Consider the following 22,962-nt stretch of genomic DNA (forward strand, 5'->3'; position numbering starts at 1 on the left):
GCTGTCGGAAAGTAATTTTCAGTAAATAAAAAAGAATGGAGCATATGTGAATTTTTAGCACATATGTTCCATTCTTTTTTTGTGAAATCCTTTATGGAAACTCCATCGCAGATATCAGAGTACCCTACCCGGCAGAGTAATCTTGCACAGGGGCTGTATCCGGTGTTGCAGGAGTGTCCGGTACCGGGGCAGTGTCATCCGGAGCCGCAGGCACGGTGGAATCATCGCCCGGAACGGTGTCGGTTCCATCTCCGTTTGTATCGGTTCCATCTCCGTCTGTATCGGTTCCATCGGTATCGGTATCTGCATCCTCGTCGGAGTCTGACGGATCCGTTTCGTGTGAGTGCCACGGAGACGGTGTCGGAGCCACATAATGGCGGGTACAGCGAACCGTAGGGATAGTGGAAGTTTCGAAATATTCGGTACGGGTCGGGCATCCGGAGCCTGCCAGCAGTCCGCTGGACGTACAGATCGTCGCTTCCTTTACGGTAGAAGGCATCTCAAAGTCTACATACGGAAGATCCTCATGGATCCGGCTCATAACCTTTTTCCACAGTGTTTTGTGGAACGATTTGCAGTCATCTTCCAGAAATTCGTTGGTGTCATAACCTGCCCATACCGCGCAGGTATAATATGGGGTAAATCCTGCAAACCACACATCACGGGTTGCAGAGGTTGTACCTGTCTTACCGGCTACCGGCATATTGTCAAGCTGCAGTCCGTTACCGGTACCGCCTTCGTCATTGACAACACTCTCGAGAGCGCTTGTCAGCAGATATGCGGTGCTCTCACGGAACACTTTGGTTGTCTGCGGCTTGTTTTCCAGAACCACATCCCCGTTCTGATCGAGGATTTTGGTGTAAAATACCGGTTTGGTGTAAGTGCCGCCGTTTGCGATCGCCGCATAGGCAGCGGTCAGTTCCAGGGTGGAGACACCATTGGTGATACCGCCAAGTGCCGTAGGTTCCCGCGCGTCATCATATACCTGACCGTTGATGACTTCATGATCGGTAACCTTATCAAAGCCAAGTTCTTTCAGATACGTGTAGCCAAGTCGTGGTGTGATGTCACGGAAACACTGCACGGCGATGGTGTTACAGGAATATTTGAGGGCATCGCGGATCGTCATTGTACCGCGATAACCGCTGTAGGCATTTTTGACCGGTCGGTTGGTATTTTCATAAGCGATCGCCTGGTCTACATAGGTGTCTGCCAGCGTAAGTCCCAGATCGTTGATCGCAGGTCCGTAAACAGCCAGAGGTTTGAAGGTAGAACCCGGCTGCCGGTAGGTGTCGGTTGCACGGTTCAGCGTCAGACTGGCGGTTTTTTCCCCGCGGCCGCCGACGAGAGCTTTGACATAACCGGTGTGCTGGTCGATGATCACCATGGAAGACTGCGGCTGTGCAGCAAAGCTGATTCGTTCGGCAACGATAGTTTCGCCTTCGCCTACGACAGCTGCTTTGTATTGATCCACATAATTCTGTGCTTCCTCTTCCGAGTCAAACAGCAGGTCGAAATTTTCGTCTCCGTGATCTTTAAAATACAGTTTCATCATTTCTTTACTGTAGTTCTGTGTGGTCCCATCCGCTTTCTGCACCGTTAAAGCCCAGTCGATACCAACCTGCGTATGAGCAGGGAAGTTTTCTTCGTTCTGATATTCCTCATCCAGAATGGACTGGATCGAAGGATCCTGGGTGGTGTAGATACGGAGACCGCCGCTGTAAAGCGCATTCTGTGCCTGTACCTTGGTGTACCCTTTCTGCTCCTGCAGATCGGTAATGATCTGGGAAGTCAGTTCGTCGATAAAATAAGAATACGGAGTGGCGGTTTCCTGCGAAGAATCCGTCGCCTGAATCCGTTCGTAGACATTATCGGCAAGCGCTTCCTCATACTGCGCTTTGGTAATATACCCCTGATCGAGCATATTGGTCAGTACCTTTTTGCGGCGCTTTGCATTTTCCTCCGGGAAACGGATCGGGTTGTACGCGTAAGGGTTCTGCGGGATTGCAGCCAGTACGGCACATTCGGACAGCGTCAGGTCTTCACTGTTTTTTCCAAAATACCGCTGTGCTGCCGCCTGTATCCCATAGGTTCCGGCGGAGAGGTTGATGGTATTCAGATAATTTTCCAGGATCACGCTTTTTGTGTCCATGCCCTCTGCGGTCAGGGAAGCCTCCAGCTGAAGCGCCAGATACTGCTCCTGGATCTTACGTTTGAAACGCTCGATCTTCCCTTCGTTCGTCCAGTTGGTAAATACGTTGTTTTTCAGTAACTGCTGTGTCAGGGTACTTGCACCCTCATTAAAATGAAATCCATGGGAAACACCGTTTACAAAGGCACGCAGGATTCCCTGAATATCGATTCCGTTATGCTCATAAAAACGTTCATCCTCAATGGCAACAATCGCATGCTGCATGTCCAGCGGAATCTTGCTGATCGATACCGACATACGGTTGGCGTTCGGAGCGGAGAGTTTCTGAAGCTGATTGCCATCTGCATCGTATACGAAGGTGGCATTGCCGCTGGGCATGATATTTACATCGGAGATATCCGGTGAAGTATCGAGAATGGCACGGAAAGCGCCGACGCCCATGCAGCAGAAGATCACGCATACTGCAGCAAAGCTCAGGAACAGAACACGCAGAAAAGTAACACCCGCCCGTTTTCCTCTCTTCGAGGAGGCGGAAGACAGTTGTTTTCGCTTTTTATGGGTGGAATTTTTTCCAAAATTCATTTGTGTACCTCCTTTATCTGCTTATTATAGCAAATTTCAAAATTCAAGAAAAGCCTATATTAAAAAGTTCACATTTTCCTTGCATCCGTGCAGGAAAATCCCCTATAATAAAAAATAATCATGTTTATTAAGGAGAATTACCATGTTGGAGCGATATAAAACAGTCTATCGTGGAAAAGAGGGAGAAATCATCGAAAAAAAATCCCGTTTTATTGCCACGGTACGGCTGGTGGAGACGGAAGAGGAAGCGCTTGCGTTTATCGAAGAGATGAAAAAGAAATACTGGAACGCCACACATAACTGCTTTGCCTATGTGATCGGGGAACGGCGGGAATGTGTGCGTTGCAGTGATGACGGAGAACCGAGCGGAACGGCGGGAAAACCGATGTTGGATGTGCTGCTGGGAGAAGACATGTACAATACGGCAGTTGTCGTGACGAGATATTTTGGCGGTACGCTTCTTGGAACCGGCGGACTGGTGCGCGCGTATTCGAAGGCGGTGCAGGAAGGACTGGCGCAGAGCGATCTGATCGAAAAACAGTATGGAAATATCCTCGAGATCGGAACGGATTATAATGGTGTCGGAAAAATACAGTATCTGATCGGAGAGAACAAAATACCGGTGCTGGAGTCAGAGTATACCGATAAAGTGCGGTTCCGTGTACTGCTTCCGCTCAGCGAGACGGAGCATTTTCAGAAACTGCTGACCGAGGCGACGAATGCGCGGGCAAGTCAGGAGATTGTGGACAGCTGTTATTATGCGGTGTGGAACGGACAGATCCTGATGGGAGAGGAGTTGCGAGGATAAACAGTATCGCCAGAAAATGGGTGAAAAGATAAGAAAATCAGGATATATGCGAGTAAGGAGTTGAAAAAACGCCGGTGCCAAAAAAGCGGCACTGACGTTTTTATCTTGCTATATAGTATATAGCGGCAATTGGTTTATTAAACAGTCTCTGGTTCCGGATAAGTCTCACCCAGGGTATCGATCACGATTGTTGCGATCACCTGATCTTCCAGCGGTCTGTCACGGAAATCGGTCTGTACAGTCGCGATCTTATCGATGACATCCAGACCTTCGGTGATCTTACCGAAAGCTGCATAAGCACCATCCAGGTGTGGAGAAGTCTCATGCATGATGAAGAACTGGCTTCCGGCAGAATCCGGATGCATGGCACGTGCCATGGACAAAACGCCAGGTGTGTGTTTCAGGTCATTGGCGAAACCGTTCTGTGCGAATTCTCCCCTGATGGAGTATCCCGGACCACCCATTCCGGTTCCTTCCGGGCATCCGCCCTGGATCATAAATCCCGGAATGACACGGTGGAAGATCTTTCCATCGTAGAAATGTTTGTTTGCCAGACTGATAAAGTTGTTGACGGTGTTCGGGGCAATCTCCGGATAGAGTTCGCCTTTCATCACATCACCGTTTTCCATTGTAATCGTAATAACAGGATTTGACATGATAAACGCTCCTTTGTCTTTTCATTTTTCAGCTGTTACAGCTGTCAGAACTCATTATAATATGGAAAGAACAAAGGCGCAAGGAAAAGAATATGTGAGGAACTTATGGAAAGAGAAATTGATTTACAGGAAATATCCGACGGGAAATTATATACAAATAAAGATATGGTAAAGGCAGGATGCGGTGAATGTCAGGGATGTTCCGACTGCTGTCGGGGGATGGGAAGCTCGATCTTTCTGGATCCGATGGATATTTACCGGCTGACAACGGGGCTGGAATGTTCCTTTGAAGATCTCTTAAGCACCTGTGTGGAACTGCATGTGGTGGACGGGTTTATCCAGCCGAATATGAAGATGGTGGGAAAGGAAGAACAGTGCCCGTTTCTGAATGAAAAAGGTCGCTGCAACATCCATGCGATCCGTCCGGGGATCTGCCGGCTGTTTCCGCTGGGAAGATGCTATGACGGCGAGGGCGGATTTCAGTATTTTCTTCAGATCTATGAGTGCAAAAAGGAGCCGAAGTCCAAAGTAAAGATCAAAAACTGGCTCGGTGTGGAAGAGATTGGAAAATACGAGCGGTTTGTGGCACAGTGGCATTATTTCCAGAAGGATGCACAGAAAGTGCTGGCGGGAATCTCACAGGAGGCTCTTGTAAAGAAGATTCATCTGTATCTGCTGGCACAGTTTTACCAGAAACCGTATCAGGCAGGACGGGATTTTTATGAACAGTTTGAAGAAAGGCTCCGGGAAGCAAAACAGCAGATCGGGATCGCAGGATAAAATCCCGGATTCCGAGAGTAGAAAAAACCGGAAGGGCGGGACGCGTTGGTTCCACTCTTCCGGTTTTATGATGTATGACGGTTGTATCTTTGTCTGACAGGTCAGGTTGTCTTCAGTGAATCCCGGTACGGAATATAAGAAGTATCGAAAAGACAAAGCTCATCGAGACTGTTGAATTCGCGGATAATGCCCTCCGGGTATTTGCGAAGCGCCATGGAAAGCTCGTCCAGATGGCTGCATAAGAAAGCTTCCCAGCTGAGATCTGCGGATTCCGGTGCGTCGTATTCTTTCAGCATCAGTTCGCAGAAACGGGCGGAAAACTGATTGTCCCAGTAAGCGGGACCGGTCATATACCAGCAGTTGCTGCCGCCTCTCCGGATGCGGGAGATCTTTCCGTTAAAACCGGTGGTGACACATAATTTGGCTGTCTTTTCTGCGGAAAATGCACCCGCGTAGTAAGACTCATAGACATAAGGATCAAAAATATTTTCCATACAGTACAGGTCAGACGAACAGATATAAGAATTTTTCAGTACCTTTCGTGCTGCATAGATGGATGAAAGATTGTTCCGGACTGCATACTCTGTATTTTCAATCAGGTGTACGCCGTATTTTTCTTCCAGATAAGAAAATGCTTCTTTTTGATGACCGACAACGATATAAATTTCCGGGATCTCAACCTCGATCAGCTGACGGATCATGCGCTCGATCATGATCTCCCCCTTGACCTTTAAAAATGCCTTTGGTTTCGTATCAGACAGAGGCTTGAACCGGGAACACATACCGGCGGCAAGAATGATGGCGTTATCTACATGATAGGGACGCAGCGCATCGTAATTGCCATTTTGAAAACAGTCATCGAATTCAGACTTTACCATGACGAAAGAATCCTCCTGTGGTTAAAACACAATAATAACGTATCGATTGTAGTGCAGTTTCGGGAGAATGTCAAGCAGAGAAGGAAACGGAATGCACAGAAGGAGATAAGAATATTGTAAGAAATTTGTGAACAGATGGAATTGAAATGTGTGGAAAAATGTACTACAATGATTGGGAACAGATGGAGTATAACAGGCATCTGCAATAATAAGGAGGGGAACAGATGAAAAAAAGAAAGAACATACTGCTTGCACTGGGAATCGTTCTGACAATGTCCATGGCAGTTCCGTCAGCAGCCGCAGTAAACAGAGAGTCCGGCAAACAGTCTGTTGCAAGTCAGGAGGTAACCCAGGATGTACAGGAAGTTCTGGAACAGGATCTGCTGACCGATGTATCGGAACAGGCCGTAAAACCACAGTGGAAACAAGTTTCGGTGAATGACGATACAAAATGGATGTTGCAGCTGAATCAGGAGACAAACGCTGCGGATGGCGCGTATGTGATCAATGGAAAAACATATTGGTTCGACCAGGAGGGGTATCTGGTTACAGGAACCGTAAAAGTAGAAAAGACAACGACCGGTGATGCGACAACGGGAAAAGCCGCACTGAAGGCAGGTACATACTTCTTCCAGAACGTGGGTGAGAGTCCGGAAAAAGATGATCTGGGAAGCATGGTGAAAAATGCATGGGTCAACGATGCGGAAGATGGGTCTGCATGGTTTTATATGGGAACCGACGGAACCATCGATACCGGTATCAGCGGCTGGCAGCAGGTAGAACAGAGTTTCTGGGTAAAAGCAGACAAAGGTGTCGGAGCGATACAGGAAGAAGGCTGGTACCAGATCAACGGCGCATGGTATTATCTGCAGGCAGACGGCTTCCGCGATGAGACAAAGATCGGCATCCAGGAGGTAAACGGAAAAACCTACTGTCTGAACAAAGATGGAATCGTACAGAAAGGATTCCAGATCTTGGACGGTATCGGTTATATCTGTGATGTACAGAAAGGAACAGTAGTAAAAGCAGATAACTGCTGGGAACTGGTTGCCGGAGATTATTACTGGTATGAAGATGGAAAACCTGCTACCGGATGGCGGGTTGTCAAAGGCAAACACTTTTATATGAACCCGGAAAACGGCAAGATGATGACCGGATTCTACAAAGATGAAACAGGTAAGCTGTATTACAGCGATATCTACGGAGCAAGACTGGAGCAGGCAGGATGGAATCTGATCAACAATACCTGGTACTGGATCAACACCGATGCTTCCGTAGCGACCGGATGGGTCAGCCCGAACGGAAAGACCAAATATTATATGGGTGAAGACGGAGCCATGACGGTTGGCTGGTGCGTGATCGACGGTACCTACTATTTCTTCACCGGAAGCGGTGCGATGCATACCGGATGGCTGCAGCGTTTCAGCGGCTGGTATTATCTGAACGAAGACGGAACAATGGCAACCGGCTGGAAAGTGGTCAATGGAAAATGGTATTACTTTGATGAAAATGGAATGATGCAGACCGGATGGACACAGGTAAACAGTGTCTGGTATTACATGGATGCCAACGGCACGATGCAGACCGGATGGCTGAAAGTTCCGAGCGGCTGGTACTATCTCTCCGGTAACGGTGCGATGATGACCGGCTGGTATGTAGTCAACGGAAAATGGTACTACAGCAATGCAGCAGGAACCATGATGACCGGCTGGGTAGAGTGCCCGAGCGGCTGGTATTATACAGATGCCAGCGGAGCAATGCAGACCGGATGGGCAAGAATCAAGGGAAAATGGTATTACCTGGATGCTGCAAAAGGCGGTGCGGCAACCGTAGGCTGGAAACGGATCGGCAACTTCAAATATTACTTCAATGAATACTGTGCAATGGAGCAGGATCTTGACAATATCCTTGGAAGACAGTCCTCTTATCAGATCACGGTCAACCGGGTAAAATGCCAGGTTATGGTATATGCGAAGAGTGAAACCGGAAAATATGATATCCCGGTAAAAACCTTCACCTGTTCCGTAGGAAAGGCAGGTACACCGACCCATGCAGGACAGTATGCGACTCTGAAAAGGAGCAATCCGGTAGAACTGATGGGACCGTCTTACGGAAAATACGGAACACAGATCAATATCTATGGTGACTGGTTCCACTCTGTAGCGTGTAGCAATGAGGATCCGACCTTTGCACTGAGCGCCGGAAACTTCAATATGCTGGGACAGCCGGCATCTCACGGATGCGTACGTCTGTGCGTAAGAGATGCAAAATGGATCTATGATAACTGTGGTCTTTACACAACGGTTCTGATCTCCGATACAGAGGCAACACCGTTTGACAGACCGGCTACGATCAAGATTCCGTCAGGACAGAACTGGGATCCGACCGATGAGGTGGCACTGAAGATTCTGGCAGGAAAAAACAATAATAAAAAGTAAGCGTTTGGTATACGAAACGAAAAGAGAATCAGCCTGGAATATGCAATGTGTTCAAGGCTGATTTTCTTGCATTGCATATCAATAATTGGTTCGGTGGACTAATTTTGATTACAATTTGCTGAAGAACATTTAAACATTCGTTACGAGGGTTGAAAAGACGGCTTATTTGTAATAAAATAAACGCATGAAAAGGAAAAAAATTCCAGCGAGAGGAGAGATATCATGAAGCAGAGAAGACGTCTGTTATTTGGACTGGGAATTTTGATTTCATTATCGATGGCTGTTCCGGCGTATGCGGCAGATGCAACACAGGGAACCGCACAGGTGAGTGAAAGTGTACAGGAAGTGCTCCAGGATGAGGAAAATGTGGAAGTCCCGGGAACAGAAAATGAAGAAGGCGGAACTGTCGATGCAGCTGATCCGACAGACGGACAGGACGAAAACAGTAACGGACAGCAGGCAGACAGTGAGGATGCGGCAACCGCAGCGGTAAAGAGTGGATGGCAGCAGATCGCTGCGAATACCTGGATCTATTACGATCAGAACGGCAACCGGGATTATACGAAAACCGGTATGCAGACTATCGGAGATAAAGTGTATTACCTGGATGAAAACGGGGTTGCACAGTCCGGTACATTTTTGGCAGCAGACGGAAAAGAATATGTTTTTGATGCAGGAAAAGGAACGGCTACATTAAAGATTTCGGATGGCTGGAATGAGATCGACGGCAAATGGTACTGGTATCAGAACGGAAAGCCATACAAAGGATGGCTGCAGCGTTTCAGCGGTTGGTACTATCTGAAAGAAGACGGAACGATGACAACCGGCTGGTATGAGGTAAAAGGTGTCAGGTATTATTTTGATGAAAACGGAACGATGGTAACCGGCTGGGTACAGGATGGAGAAAACTGGTATTATATGAGCGCCAGCGGAGCGATGCAGACAGGATGGGTACAGAATCATACCGGCTGGTACTATCTTGGCAACAGCGGTGTGATGCAGACCGGATGGTATGTGGTAAAAGGCAAATGGTATTACAGCAATGCCGCAGGAACGATGCAGACGGGCTGGGTGAATGATGGAAAACACTGGTATTACATGAACGCGGACGGCGTGATGCAGACAGACTGGGTACAGACGCACACGGGCTGGTACTATCTTGGAAACAGCGGCGTGATGCAGACGGGCTGGTATGTGGTGAGAGGACACTGGTATTACAGTAACGCTGCAGGAACGATGCAGACGGGCTGGGTGAACGACGGAAAGAACTGGTACTATACAGACAGCAACGGAGCGATGCAGACGGGCTGGTTAAGAAACGGCGGTGGCTGGTATTATCTGAAATCCAGCGGAGCTATGGCAACCGGATGGAACCGTGTCGGATCCTACAAATATTATTTTAACGGAAGCGGAGCAATGTTACAGGATCTCGACAGCGTACTTGGTCGCCAGTCTTCCTATTATATTACAGTAAACCGCAGAACCTGCCAGGTTATGGTATATGCAAAGAGCGAAACCGGAAGATATGATATCCCGGTCAAAACATTTGCCTGTTCCGTAGGTCTGCCGGCAACTCCGACCCCGACCGGTACTTATAACACGCTGGCACAGTACCGCTGGCATACTCTGATGGGACCTTCCTACGGACAGTACTGCACGAGAATCGTAGGCGGTGTGCTGTTCCACTCCGTAGCCGGAAATAGCATGACTGTGAAAAACCTGAACGCAGCCAACTACAATATGCTGGGACAGCCGGCATCTCACGGATGTGTACGTCTGTGTGTAAGAGATGCAAAATGGATCTATGACAACTGTGCAGTAGGAACCACCGTAACGATCGGCGATTCCCTGGCAGCACCGTTTGGCAAACCGGCAACGATCAAGATTCCGGCATGGCAGACATGGGATCCAACCGATCCGGCAGCACCAAAATAAAATAACAGTAACAGAAATAAAAAACCTTCGCAAGGTTAACCTTGCGAAGGTTTTTTGGTTTCTGTTGTCATAGCAGTCCGTTTCAGAGAAACTTACCGGAAACACGAGTTCACGCTGTTTTAGCAGCTCTCAAGTACCTTCCGTATCCGCTCCGGGAAATCAGGACTCATGTTTGCTGATTTTACATAAGCGGTAAGGAAATCAAGAACTCCGGTTTCTGTATCACGACTATGAGAAATGGCATCTAAAAATGCCTTCTGTTCTCTGTAAGCTTCTTTTGAAATAGCAGCCACATACGCTTTTCCTGTTCTGGTATAAGATTTTCCAATCGAATCCACTTTCAGATAACCTTTATTTTCAAGGACAACCAGCGCGGGAGCTACTGTATTCCGTTTTAAAGACGGCTCTGCCTTTAAAACTTCTGAAATCAGACAAGGATGATCCATATTCCATATGGTATTCATAATCTGTTCTTCCCTGGGTGTCAATCCATACATATTTCTATCCTCCGTAAAATTGCTTTCTTCGTATTTGAATATACGAAAAACCCCATTTCCAACTTCCTCTAGTATAAAGAAAAAAGTGAAAAAAATCAATAGAATTATGGAAAAATCAGGCAGTTTATTGACTTTTTTGGAAGCGTTGTCGGATGACAGATGATGGAAAATAAGACAAATAAAGTGGATTTGCAATACAACGAGATAAAATGCGCTTTGCGAATTTTATCTCGTTATCACAACAAAAAACCGCCAGAAGTAAATTCTGACGGTTAAGCGTGCGTTAGAGGATTCGAACCCCCGGCCTTTTGGTCCGTAGCCAAACGCTCTATCCAGCTGAGCTAAACGCACATTTTATTTTGTGTTGTTTGGATGTCCCTCACAACAAAGCCTATTATACGGGAGAGATGAGCAAATGTCAACACTTTTTTTGAAAAAAATTAAATTTTTTTAATTGTTAGAAAAACAGGTGAAATTAGGGAGTGGGAAAGAGGAAAACCGACCGAAGGAAACCGTACAGATTGCTTGAAAAGAAAGAAACGATGTGCTACTGTTAATAGGTAACTGTGAAGACACGAAACAGTTACGTCAAGAGGAAAATACACAGGGAGGATATACAAATGAGAGCAAGTGGTGTGTTGATGCCTGTTTCTTCACTGCCATCCAGATATGGAATCGGCTGTTTTTCAAAAGAAGCATATGAATTTGTAGACTGTCTGGAACGTGCAGGACAGTCAAAGTGGCAGGTTCTTCCGTTAGGACCTACCGGATATGGAGATTCTCCGTATCAGCCGTTTTCCACATTCGCAGGCAATCCGTATTTTATCGATCTGGATACGCTGGTGGAAGAAGGTCTTCTTTATAAAGAAGAATGTGAATGGCTACAGTGTGGCGGGGATCCGAGATTTGTAGATTATGAGAGAATCTATTTTTCAAGAAATGAGATTTTAAGAAAAGCCTACGAACGTTTTTCAGCGGATGAGAAATTCCATGCATTCTGCAAAAAAGAGCAGGAATGGCTGGAACCATACTGTCTGTTCCGTGCGATCAAGGACAGCCAGAACGGAGCACTGTGGACAACCTGGCCGGAAGAACTGAGAAAGAGCGGTTCGAAGGAAGTACAGAATAAGAAAAAAGAACTGGAAAAAGAGATGGAATACTACCAGTTCCTGGAATATGAGTTTGACCGTCAGTGGAACAAACTGAAAGCGTATGCCAATAAGAAGGGAATTACGATCATCGGAGATCTTCCAATCTATGTGGCAATCGACAGTGCGGATGCGTGGGCAAATCCGAAGATGTTCCAGATGGACGAGGATGGTGTGCCGAGTGCGATCGCAGGCTGCCCGCCGGATGCTTTCTCTGCAACCGGCCAGATGTGGGGGAACCCGCTGTATGACTGGAAAGCACAGAAAAAGACCGGATACAAATGGTGGATCCAGCGTATGAAGAGAAGCTTTGTCCTGTATGATACCGTTCGCATCGACCATTTCCGTGGATTTGCAGAGTATTATGCGATTCCGGCAGATGCAGAAAATACAATGGAAGGGGAATGGGTAGAAGGACCGGGCATTGATCTGTTCCGGGCGATGGAAAAAGCACTGGGAGAGATGGATGTGATCGCGGAAGACCTGGGAACACTGGACGATAAGGTGTTTGATCTGATGGATGAGACAGGATATCCGGGAATGAAAGTCCTACAGTTTGCCTTTGATTCCGGCAATACGAACTTCTATCTGCCACATCATTATAAGAGAAACTGTGTCGTGTATACAGGAACGCACGACAACGATACGACAAAAGCCTGGTATTATGGCATGAACGACTGGGCGAGAGAGTATTCAAAGGCATATCTGAATAACTATGACCGTCCGTGGGAAGATATCCCGTGGGATTTTATCCGGGCGGCAGAAGCCAGTGTTGCCAATCTGGCAGTGATTCCGATGTGGGATCTTCTGTGCTGTGGCAGTGAAGGAAGAATGAATCATCCGTCGACACTGGGGGAAAACTGGAAATGGAGGATGCTTCCGGGCGAGTTCCGTGAGGATATCATCGGACGTCTGCGCTGGCTGACCGATACGTTCCAGAGAATGCTGGTTCCTCCGAAAACCGAAGAAGAGCAGGAGGAAAACGAAGATGAAACAGATGCTTCAGTATCTGAAAGCATATAAAAAAGAGTCGGTCATCGCACCGCTGTTTAAAATGCTGGAAGCCAGTTTTGAACTGCTGGTTCCGATTGTTATGGCAAACATCATCGATGTCGGTATCCAGAACGGGGACAAGTCGTACATCTGGAGGATGTGTGCACTGATGATCGGACTGGGCGTGCTGGGACTGGTATGTTCCCTGACGGCGCAGTATTTTGCTGCAAAAGCGGCGATGGGATTTGGAACGGCACTGAGAAAAGCGCTGTTTGGACACATTAACAGTCTCAGTTACAATGAACTGGATCAGATCGGAACACCGACACTGATCACCCGTATGACCAGCGATGTCAACCAGGCGCAGACCGGTGTCAACATGATGCTTCGTCTGTTCCTGCGTTCTCCGTTCATCGTCATCGGTGCGGTTATGATGGCATTTACCATCAGCGCGAAACTGACGATCATTTTCCTGATTGCTGTGCCGTTGATCGGACTGGCGATTTACCTGATCATGCGGATTACCGTGCCGATCTATAAAAAAGTACAGAGTATTCTGGATCAGATCGTGCTTCATACGAGAGAAAATTATGTGGGAGCCAGAGTGGTACGTGCATTTTCCAGAGAAAAAGATGAGACAGAGCAGTTTAATGAGATCAGCGGCAGTCTGAAAGATACCCAGCTGTATGCAGGTAAGATTTCCGCCCTGATGAACCCGGTCACCTATGTCATGGTAAATATTGCGATCCTGTGTATCCTGTGGTTCGGTGGCTGGCAGGTACAAATCGGCAGCGTATCTCAGGGAGAGATCGTAGCGCTGGTCAACTATATGAACCAGATCCTGCTGGCGCTGGTAGCCCTGGCAAACCTGATCGTGGCAGTGACAAGAGCGCTGGCATGTGCGATCCGTATCAATGAAGTCTTCCAGGTAAACAGTTCCATGGAAGAGGGAACGAAAGAAGGCACGAAAGAGAGCGGAAAATCGCGGGTTGCTTTTGATCATGTGACCTTTACCTATGGCGGCGCACAGGAGGCTTCCCTGATGGACATCAGTTTTTTTGCGATGCCGGGAGAGACGATTGGCATCATCGGCGGTACCGGATCCGGAAAATCCACGCTGGTCAACCTGATCCCGCGGTTCTATGACGCTACCGAAGGTTCGGTGACGGTGGACGGTCAGGATGTAAAAACCTACACGTTCCAGCATCTGCGTGAAAAGATCGGTGTGGTTCCACAGAAAGCGGTTCTGTTCCTCGGAACGATCCGGAGCAATCTGCAGTGGCGGAAAAAAGACGCGAAAGAGAGTGAACTGTGGAAAGCCTTACAGATCGCGCAGGCAGAAGAAGTGGTGAAGAAAAAACAGAAAGGTCTGGATGAAAAAGTGGAAACCGGCGGACGAAACTTCTCCGGTGGACAGAGACAGCGTCTGACCATCGCGAGAGCACTGGTCGGCGAGCCGGATATCCTGATCCTTGACGACAGTGCATCCGCACTGGACTTCGCAACGGATGCGGCACTGCGCAGATCCATCAAAGAAAATACGAAAAAAGCAACCGTATTCCTGGTATCCCAGCGTGCGGCAACCGTAAAAAATGCAGACCAGATCCTGGTTCTGGATGATGGAAAACTTGTGGGAAAAGGAACCCATGAGGAATTATTGAAGAATTGTAACGTATATAAGGAAATCTGTATGTCACAGTTTTCCAGTCAGGAGGTAGCACAGTTATGAAAAATAAAAAGACCATAAACCGTGTCCTGGAACTGATTCGCCCGTATACGTATCTGGTGGTCAGTATTCTGGTGCTGGCGGCAGTCACAGTAGCGGCTACCCTGTATTCCCCGATCCTGATTGGTAAAGGTGTCGACTGTATGGTGGAAAAGGGACTGGTAAGTTTTCCAGATCTGAAACTGGTACTGATCCAGCTGGCAGTCATAACTGCGATTTCCGCGGTATCTCAGTGGGTGATGAGCCTTCTGACCAACAAAATGACGTACAAGATCGTGGATGATATCCGCAGAAGCGTATTTGCCCATATGGAAATTCTTCCGCTCCGCTATATGGATGCACACCAGCCGGGTGATGCGATCAGCCGGATTTCCACAGATGTGGATCAGTTCTCCGACGGTCTGCTGATGGGATTTACCCAGCTGTTTTCCGGCGTGATGACGATCCTCGGAACTCTGGGATTTATGATCTCTATTGATGGAAGAATTACACTGGTCGTTGTACTGATCACACCGTTATCGTTCTTCGTAGCAAACTTTATCGCAAAACGTACTTTCACCATGTTCCGGTTACAGTCTGAAACGAGAGCAGAGATGACCTCTCTGGTGGAGGAAATGGTTGGAAACCAGAAGGTGGTAAAAGCATTTGCCTATGAAAAAGAGGCAGAGGAACGGTTTGATGACATTAACCAGAGATTACAGTCATGCAGTCTGAAAGCAACGTTCTTTTCTTCCATCACCAACCCGTCCACCCGTTTTGTCAACGGACTGGTGTATACGGGTGTTGGTATCTTCGGAGCCTTTTCTGCGATCCAGGGAAGAATCACGGTTGGTCAGCTGAGCAGTTTCCTGAACTATGCGAACCAGTATACCAAACCGTTCAACGAGATCTCCGGTGTGGTAACAGAGCTTCAGAACGCGCTGGCATGTGCGGGAAGAATCTTCCAGTTCCTGGATGAGGAACCGGTACCGGAAAATGCACCGGATGCGAAGACACTGGATCATGTGGAAGGACGTGTGGGATTCGAGGATGTAAGTTTCTCTTACACCAGTGAGGTTCCGCTGATCGAGCATATGAACCTGGAAGTAAAACCGGGACAGCGTGTGGCAATCGTCGGTCCTACCGGATGCGGAAAAACGACGGTGATCAATCTGCTGATGCGTTTTTATGATGTAAATAAAGGTAAGATCACACTGGACGGCGTGCCGATTCAGGATCTGACCTGGGAAAGTCTCCGTTCCAGTTACGGAATGGTGCTTCAGGAGACCTGGTTAAAAGCGGGTACCATCCTGGAAAATATCTCTTACGGCAAACCGGATGCCACAAGGGAAGAAGTAATCGAAGCAGCCAAACAGGCACACGCCCACAGTTTTATCAAGCGTCTTCCGAATGGATATGACACGGTAATGGGCGAGGACGGCGGAAGCCTGTCCCAGGGACAGAAACAGCTGCTTTGTATTGCAAGACTGATGCTGTTAAAACCGCCGGTACTGATTTTGGATGAGGCGACATCCTCGATCGATACCATGACCGAGATCCGTATCCAGAAAGCTTTCCAGAAGCTGATGGAAGGACGGACAAGTTTCGTGGTGGCACACCGGTTGTCAACTATTAAGGAATCGGATGTGATCCTGGTTATGAAAGACGGACATATCCTGGAGACTGGTAAACATGAGGAACTGCTGGAGAAGAAAGGGTTCTATGCGCAGTTGTATCAGAGTCAGTTTTGTAACGTGTAGATAGGATATGCAAAAAAGGGACGCGCCAGATCCCGGATGGAATGTTCAGGCAAATAGTATGCAAAAAGTGACGCGGCAGGTTCCTGATGGAACATTCGTGCAACGTGGGCAGGGGAACTTTGAACTAATCCCTAACTTCGACTAAGACTCTCGCGAGAGCGCTCGAGCCTAAGTCTACGTAAGGGCTGGATTTCAAAGCTTCCCCTAACCGCCCACAAAGTGTTGCACGAACGTTCCATCAGGAACCTGCCGCTGTTTGTTTGCAAAAGGGGGGACATCTGGGAAAAGAGCTTTATAAGTCAACAAAACCATATCAGCCCGTATTAGTTCCAGAAAACGTCAGCAGAGGGAGCGGGCAGCAGGGGCGAGGGACACTTTGTGGGCGTTTAGGGCAAGCTTTGAGATCCAGCATTTACGCAGACTTTCGCGAGGGTCAGCTGACCCTCGTGAATATAGTCGGAGTTAATGCTTAGCTTAAAGTTGCCCTGCCCACGTCCCTCGCCCCTGCAGCCCGCTCCCTCTGCGTCCGTCTTGAACATACTACCTTAACAACTTGAACACACTACCTCAACAAACTTTGACACATCCTCAGAAAAATGCTATAGTATAGACCAAATCTATTTCACCCAAAACCAACGAATCCAAAAATCAAAAAGGGGGCAAACCCATGTTGCATAAAGTCATCATCACCCTTCTGAAACCTTTATCCTTCCTCCCGGCTCTTCTGGTTATGTATATGATATTTTCTTTTTCGGCGCAGAACGGTACGGAGTCGGGTGATCTGAGTTTCAAAGTGAGTGTAAAACTGGTGGAAGTCGGATCAGAAGTGCTGGATATGAAACTGACGGACAGCGAGATTCAGATGTATGCGAACAAATACCATCATTATGTAAGAAAACTCGGTCATATGACCGAATATTGTGTGCTGGCGATCACGCTTTGTGTGCCGTTGTATGCGTACGGTGTCCGGGGGATCTGGCTGTATTTGCTGGCGGGATTCTTATGTGCCGGTTTTGCGGCGACGGATGAATATCATCAGTCGTTTGTGGCAGGGCGTGGACCGTCGGTGCGGGATGTCTGCATCGATACGTTTGGTGCGATGATCGGTATCACAGGAACGCAGATCGTCGGCTGGGCAGCCGTGAAGAGTGCGAAAGAACTGGAAAGAGAGCGGAAACGAAAGAGAAAGCAAAAGAGAAAAAAGATGCAGGAACGCTGATTGAGACAAAAGTAGTATCATGCAAAAGTTCAGGATTTTGCTGTGAAAAATGGTTGCGATGTGAGCAGATCAATCATAAGAGAGATAGAAATAACAGACTGTCTGAAAACAGTAAAACAGATGAGCGGAACAGACAGAATAAGATTGAATTAGAACTACCACTATATTATAATAAAATCAGTGATTCCGAACAGGCAAAACGCCGGTTCGAACAAGGAGGAAAACAATGAGTTACGCAGACGATTTATTTATCCGCATGTGTCAGGATATTATCGATAACGGATTAAGCACGGAAGGAGAAAAAGTACGTCCGGTGTGGGAAGATACCGGGGAGAGTGCTTATACGATCAAACGGTTTGGCGTGGTCAACCGGTACGATCTGTCGAAAGAATTTCCGGCGCTGACGCTTCGGAGAACGGCGCTGAAAAGCGCGTTTGACGAGATTCTGTGGATCTGGCAGAAAAAATCAAACAACATTCATGATCTGAACAGCCATATCTGGGACAGCTGGGCAGACGAGGACGGCTCCATCGGAAAAGCCTACGGGTATCAGCTGGGAGTGAAACATCAGTATAAAGAAGGCATGATGGATCAGGTCGACCGTGTGTTATACGATCTGAAAAACAACCCTTACAGCAGGAGAATCATGACCAATATTTATGTACATCAGGATCTTCATGAGATGAACCTGTATCCGTGTGCGTATTCGATGACATTTAACGTGACAAAAGAAAAAGACAGCGACAAACTGACACTGAACGGTGTGTTAAACCAGCGCTCCAACGATGTGCTGGCGGCGAACAACTGGAATGTCTGCCAGTATGCACTGCTTCTGATGATGATCGCACAGGTGTGCGATATGAAAGCGGGCGAACTGCTCCATGTGATCGCGGACGCACATATTTATGACCGCCATATTCCGCTGGTAAAAGAACTGATCAGCAGAGAAACCCATCCGGCACCAAAGGTATGGCTGAATCCGGAAGTTAAGGATTTCTATGCATTTACCGTGGATGATCTCCATGTGGAAGATTATGTAACCGGACCACAGATTAAAAATATCCCGATTGCTGTGTAAGACTGTGTAGATGCGGAAAATTGTAAATAAAATATGATGCGTAACTGTAGCAGGTTTGCAGAAATTACGAGAAAAAGAACAGAATTTCCCCCGGAATCATAAAGAAAGAACGGATTTTCGGGTGAAAGTGAGAAATGTATAAGACAGGAGAAAAACAATGAATCTTATTGTAGCAGCAGATAAAAACTGGGGCATCGGAAAAGATAACAAACTTCTGGTGAGCATCCCTTCCGATATGAAATTTTTCCGTCAGGAAACCATGGGAAAAGTCGTTGTCATGGGAAGAAAGACACTCGAGAGCTTTCCGAACGGACTGCCTTTAAAAAACAGAACCAACGTGGTACTGACCAGTGACAAAAACTACCAGGTGAAAGATGCAGTGATCGTGCACAGCATCGACGAGCTGTTAGAAGAACTGAAAAATTACGATGACGAAGAGATTTATGTGCTCGGCGGTGGAAGAGTTTATGAAGAAATGCTTCCATATTGCAACGTGGCACATGTGACAAAGATTGATTTCGCATTTGAGGCGGACACCCATTTCCCAAATCTAGACGCGGATCCGGCGTGGGAGATTACGGCATCCAGCGATGAACAGACATATTTTGATCTGGAGTATACCTTCGTAAAATACGAGAGAAAGTAAAAATACAAAAAGTAACAGGAAGGACCAGGAGGACAGTAGGTCAACATGGAAAAAAATGACTGGCAGGATCAGAAAAACAACAAGGAAAGCGACTTTATGAAAGTTGTCCAGGATGCCATCAACAGCGGGGACTATCAGCAGTTAAACGAACAGGTTCGAAAGACGGTCAGCGCATCCGTACAGGAAGTGTACAATATGGGCGGAAAACTGCAAAATGGCTTCAAAGAGGGCATGCGGCAGGCAGGAAACGGCTTGCAGGAAGGCTTCAAGGAAGGCATGCAGACCGCGCAGCGGGAGTGGAAAGAAGCCTGGAGAGAGTCGGGAAGCACCGGATGGCGAAAAACTGAGGTGACATACCGGAAAAACTATGGAAAAAATCAGGCACCGGCGTATCAATCGGGAGCATGGAAGCAGGCGCAGCAGGGAAAACAGCTGCCTGCAATTTATTCACCGAATCCGCCGGGAAGAATCACAGGAACGGTTCTTGCCATCACCGGATATTCTCTGACCGGGGTATTTGCACTCAGTACGATCATTATGGGAATCGTGACAGCGATCTTTCCGCATGCACCGGAAATTATCGGAACCTCTATTCTGGGAGTGATCACAGCGGGAAGTCTCGGCATGGGAATCACCGGATCTGTACTCCGCGGTCGTGTAAAAAGATTCCGGCAGTATGTACAGCAGATCGGTGACCGGGCATACTGCAACATCAAAGAACTGGCAGATAAGACCGGAAAGACAGAAGAAAAAGTCCGCAAAGATCTGAAACTGATGATCGATAAAAAAATGTTCCGGCAGGGACATCTGGATCAGAAAGAAACCTGTCTGATCGTCACGGATGCGATGTATCAGCAGTATCTTGAGACCGAAGAACAGGCGAAAACGGTACAGCTGCAACAGCAGAAACAGAAAGAACAGCGCTCCCGGATGCCGGAAGAGTGCAGAAAGATCCTTGAAGAAGGACAGGAATACATTGCCTATATCCGCAAATGTAACGACGACCTTCCGGGAGAAGAGATCACAAGAAAGCTGAGCCGCCTTGAGGCGATTATCACCCGGATCTTCCAGGAAGTGGAAAAACAGCCGGATCTGGCTTCTGATCTTCGCAGATTTATGAACTATTATCTGCCGACGACAAGAAAACTGGTGGATGCTTACCGGGAAATCGAACTGGACAGTTTCCGGACGGAGCAGAACGAAAAGACCAAAAAAGAGATTGAAGACACCCTGGATACGATCAACCAGGCATTTGAAAAACTGTTGAACAGCTTCTTTGAAGAGCGTGCGATGGACATTTCTTCGGATATTTCCGTATTACATTCGATGTTTGCACAGGAAGGACTGACAAAAGGAGCCTTTGAACAGAGTGCGGAAGACAGAAAACAGCAGTAAAGAATGAAAATGCATTTGTCGGCAACGGGAAAAAAGAATCTGAATATGCAGAGAAGAGATGAGGAGGAACAAATATGAGTACCTTAGATGAGATGGAGATGCCAACCCTGACCTTTGATCCGGCTCCGGTGCCGGAGGAGAAAGCTCCGGTCGTTCCGGTACAGGAAGAAAAAGCGGAACTGGACGACAGCATGTTAAATGATAAAGAGCGTCAGATGGTGGAAAGCTTCGCGAAACAGATCGACATTCGCAATACCAACGGCATCCTGCAGTATGGTGCGGGAACCCAGAAAAAGATGGCTGATTTTTCCGAGAAAGCACTGGAAAATGTAAAGACCAAAGATCTGGGATCTGTGGGCGATATGCTGAGCAATGTGGTGACGGAACTGAAAAGTTTTGACGCACAGGAAGAAGAAAAAGGATTTTTCTCTTTCTTAAAGAAACCGGTGGATAAGATCACCACGATGAAGACAAAATACGAAAAAGTAGAAAATAATGTGGAAAAGATCTGTACCGCACTGGAAAATCATCAGACACAACTGATGAAAGATGTGGCGATGCTGGATCATATGTATGAGCAGAACCTGCTTTATTTTAAAGAACTTTCCATGTATATTCTGGCAGGAAAGAAGAAACTGGAAGAAGTAAAGACCACCGAACTGGCGCAGCTCATGGCGAAAGCACAGGCGAGTGGACAGCCGGAGGACGCACAGGCAGTCAAAGATCTGGTTGGACTGTGTGACCGCTTCGAAAAGAAGATCCATGATCTGGAACTGACCCGGATGATCTCGATCCAGACCGCACCGCAGATCCGTCTGGTACAAAACAGTGATACCATGATGGTAGAAAAGATCCAGACAACCGTAGTCAACACGATTCCGCTGTGGAAGAGTCAGATGGTTCTGGCACTCGGTGTGGAACATGCGTCTCAGGCAGCGAAAGCACAGCGTCAGGTTACGGATATGACCAACGACCTGTTAAGAAAGAATGCAGAAGTGCTGAAAGTGGCATCCGTGGAAGCTGCAAAAGAATCCGAGCGCGGTATCGTAGATCTGGAAACCCTGCAGAATACAAATGCATCCCTGATCTCCACACTGGATGAAGTGATGCAGATCCAGGCAGACGGCAGAGTGAAACGGCAGGCAGCAGAAGTGGAACTTCGCAAGATGGAAGATGAACTGAAAAACAAACTGCTGGAAATTCGATAATAAACAAAAAAAGGAAGGTGCAGCAATGTATCGCGAACATACAAAAACAATTAAAATCGGAAATCAGGTGATCGGCGGCGGTCATCCGGTACTGATCCAGTCGATGACGAATACAAAAACAGAAGATGTGGCGGCAACGGTCGCACAGATTCTGGCACTGGAGAAGGCGGGATGTCAGATCATCCGCTGTGCTGTGCCTACGATGGAGGCCGCAAAAGCACTGGGGGAGATAAAAAAACAGATCCATATCCCGCTGGTGGCAGACATTCATTTTGATTATAAACTGGCGATCGCAGCGATGGAAAACGGTGCGGACAAGATCCGTATCAATCCGGGCAATATCGGAAGCCGGGAGCGCATCCAGGCGGTGGTCGATGTGGCGAAAGAACGCCAGATTCCGATCCGTGTCGGTGTAAACAGCGGTTCTCTCGAGAAAGAACTGGTGGAAAAGTACCACGGTGTGACCGCAGAAGGTCTGGTGGAGAGCGCGCTTGACAAAGTAAAGATCATTGAGGATATGGGTTACGATCAGCTGGTGATCAGCATCAAATCTTCGGATGTTCTGATGTGTGCAAAAGCACACGAACTGATTGCCCAAAAGACCGATTATCCGCTCCATGTGGGAATCACCGAGGCGGGAACCCTGTTTTCCGGAAATATCAAGTCTGCCGTAGGACTCGGCATCATTCTCTATCAGGGCATCGGCGATACAATCCGTGTATCCCTGACCGGAGATCCGCTCGAAGAAGTCAAATCCGCCAAACGGATCCTGAAGACACTGGGACTCCGAAACGGCGGCATCGAAGTGGTATCCTGTCCGACCTGCGGAAGAACGCAGATCGATCTGATCGGTCTTGCCAACAAAGTAGAAGATATGGTACAGGATATTCCTCTGAATATCAAAGTGGCTGTTATGGGCTGCGTGGTAAACGGACCGGGAGAAGCGAAGGAAGCGGATATCGGAATCGCCGGAGGAAAAGGTGTGGGACTTCTGATCAAAAAAGGAGAGATTATCAAAAAAGTACCGGAGGATCAGCTTTTGGAGACACTCCGGGATGAGTTACTTCACTGGAATGCATAAGTG

Annotated in this window: 16 protein-coding genes, 1 tRNA gene and 1 pseudogene; 13 read left to right on the forward strand and 5 right to left on the reverse strand. The window is 47.6% G+C overall.

The genetic code is table 11. From position 1 onward, the window contains the following. Window positions 1–124 precede the first annotated feature (124 nt). On the reverse strand, window positions 125–2,734 hold the full coding sequence (locus ETP43_RS04760; protein WP_129257203.1) for a transglycosylase domain-containing protein: 2,610 nt from the start codon (window positions 2,732–2,734) through the stop codon (window positions 125–127). Between the two features lie 142 nt (window positions 2,735–2,876). Here ETP43_RS04760 and ETP43_RS04765 point away from each other — a divergent pair, with 142 nt between their 5' ends. Then, window positions 2,877–3,542, forward strand: coding sequence for a YigZ family protein (locus ETP43_RS04765; protein WP_022399411.1), 666 nt, complete (start codon window positions 2,877–2,879; stop codon window positions 3,540–3,542). Between the two features lie 137 nt (window positions 3,543–3,679). Here ETP43_RS04765 and ETP43_RS04770 read toward each other — a convergent pair whose 3' ends face one another. Continuing rightward, on the reverse strand, window positions 3,680–4,198 hold the full coding sequence (locus ETP43_RS04770; protein ID WP_129257204.1) for a peptidylprolyl isomerase: 519 nt from the start codon (window positions 4,196–4,198) through the stop codon (window positions 3,680–3,682). 105 nt (window positions 4,199–4,303) lie between these two features. On the opposite strand from ETP43_RS04770, the gene ETP43_RS04775 reads away from it, so the two are divergent. Beyond that, a complete protein-coding gene (locus tag ETP43_RS04775; protein ID WP_129257205.1) occupies window positions 4,304–4,978 on the forward strand; it encodes a YkgJ family cysteine cluster protein in 675 nt (224 codons plus the stop codon). A 101-nt stretch (window positions 4,979–5,079) separates the two neighbouring features. On the opposite strand, the gene ETP43_RS04780 is transcribed toward ETP43_RS04775, so the two are convergent. Then, window positions 5,080–5,856, reverse strand: coding sequence for an NTP transferase domain-containing protein (locus ETP43_RS04780; RefSeq protein WP_129257206.1), 777 nt, complete (start codon window positions 5,854–5,856; stop codon window positions 5,080–5,082). 224 nt (window positions 5,857–6,080) lie between these two features. Between ETP43_RS04780 and ETP43_RS04785 the strand changes: the two genes are divergently transcribed. Both ETP43_RS04785 and ETP43_RS04790 read left to right on the forward strand, forming a co-directional pair. After that, window positions 6,081–8,294 carry a L,D-transpeptidase family protein gene (locus ETP43_RS04785; RefSeq protein ID WP_129257207.1) on the forward strand — a complete coding sequence of 738 codons (2,214 nt, stop codon included), beginning with the start codon at window positions 6,081–6,083 and terminating at the stop codon, window positions 8,292–8,294. Between the two features lie 222 nt (window positions 8,295–8,516). Further along, window positions 8,517–10,229, forward strand: a complete 1,713-nt coding sequence (locus ETP43_RS04790) for a L,D-transpeptidase family protein (protein WP_129257208.1) — start codon at window positions 8,517–8,519, stop codon at window positions 10,227–10,229. A 119-nt stretch (window positions 10,230–10,348) separates the two neighbouring features. On the opposite strand, the gene ETP43_RS04795 is transcribed toward ETP43_RS04790, so the two are convergent. Both ETP43_RS04795 and ETP43_RS04800 read right to left on the reverse strand, forming a co-directional pair. Beyond that, on the reverse strand, window positions 10,349–10,726 hold the full coding sequence (locus tag ETP43_RS04795; protein WP_022399405.1) for a BlaI/MecI/CopY family transcriptional regulator: 378 nt from the start codon (window positions 10,724–10,726) through the stop codon (window positions 10,349–10,351). Between the two features lie 277 nt (window positions 10,727–11,003). After that, window positions 11,004–11,077 (reverse strand) — tRNA-Arg (locus tag ETP43_RS04800). Between the two features lie 269 nt (window positions 11,078–11,346). On the opposite strand from ETP43_RS04800, the gene malQ reads away from it, so the two are divergent. From malQ to ispG, 9 genes and pseudogenes are all read left to right on the forward strand, one after another. Continuing rightward, window positions 11,347–12,897, forward strand: a complete 1,551-nt coding sequence (gene malQ, locus ETP43_RS04805) for a 4-alpha-glucanotransferase (protein WP_129257209.1) — start codon at window positions 11,347–11,349, stop codon at window positions 12,895–12,897. Further along, window positions 12,863–14,596 (forward strand): ABC transporter ATP-binding protein, encoded by a 1,734-nt coding sequence (locus ETP43_RS04810; RefSeq protein ID WP_129257210.1) that lies wholly within the window; start codon window positions 12,863–12,865, stop codon window positions 14,594–14,596. Before malQ ends, ETP43_RS04810 begins: the two co-directional genes overlap by 35 nt. Continuing rightward, the gene (locus ETP43_RS04815) at window positions 14,593–16,332 is read left to right on the forward strand and encodes an ABC transporter ATP-binding protein (protein ID WP_129257211.1); all 1,740 of its coding nucleotides are present in this window, start codon (window positions 14,593–14,595) and stop codon (window positions 16,330–16,332) included. Before ETP43_RS04810 ends, ETP43_RS04815 begins: the two co-directional genes overlap by 4 nt. A 667-nt stretch (window positions 16,333–16,999) precedes the next feature. After that, complete coding sequence (locus ETP43_RS04820) at window positions 17,000–17,551, forward strand: VanZ family protein (protein WP_243114191.1); 552 nt, start codon at window positions 17,000–17,002, stop codon at window positions 17,549–17,551. 226 nt (window positions 17,552–17,777) lie between these two features. Further along, entirely contained in the window at window positions 17,778–18,629 is an 852-nt protein-coding gene (thyA, locus tag ETP43_RS04825; RefSeq protein WP_022398417.1) for a thymidylate synthase, read from the forward strand. Window positions 18,630–18,786: 157 nt separating this feature from the next. Continuing rightward, window positions 18,787–19,275, forward strand: coding sequence for a dihydrofolate reductase (locus ETP43_RS04830; protein ID WP_129257212.1), 489 nt, complete (start codon window positions 18,787–18,789; stop codon window positions 19,273–19,275). A 45-nt stretch (window positions 19,276–19,320) separates the two neighbouring features. Next, complete coding sequence (locus ETP43_RS04835) at window positions 19,321–20,670, forward strand: 5-bromo-4-chloroindolyl phosphate hydrolysis family protein (RefSeq protein WP_129257213.1); 1,350 nt, start codon at window positions 19,321–19,323, stop codon at window positions 20,668–20,670. A 74-nt stretch (window positions 20,671–20,744) separates the two neighbouring features. Then, window positions 20,745–21,878 carry a toxic anion resistance protein gene (locus tag ETP43_RS04840; protein ID WP_129257214.1) on the forward strand — a complete coding sequence of 378 codons (1,134 nt, stop codon included), beginning with the start codon at window positions 20,745–20,747 and terminating at the stop codon, window positions 21,876–21,878. A gap of 16 nt (window positions 21,879–21,894) precedes the next feature. Continuing rightward, window positions 21,895–22,959 (forward strand): annotated as a pseudogene (gene ispG / locus ETP43_RS04845) (flavodoxin-dependent (E)-4-hydroxy-3-methylbut-2-enyl-diphosphate synthase); the annotation flags it as partial. Between the last annotated feature and the right edge of the window lie 3 nt (window positions 22,960–22,962).

The sequence above is a fragment of the Blautia faecicola genome (assembly GCF_004123145.1).
Lineage (GTDB): Bacteria > Bacillota > Clostridia > Lachnospirales > Lachnospiraceae > Oliverpabstia > Oliverpabstia faecicola.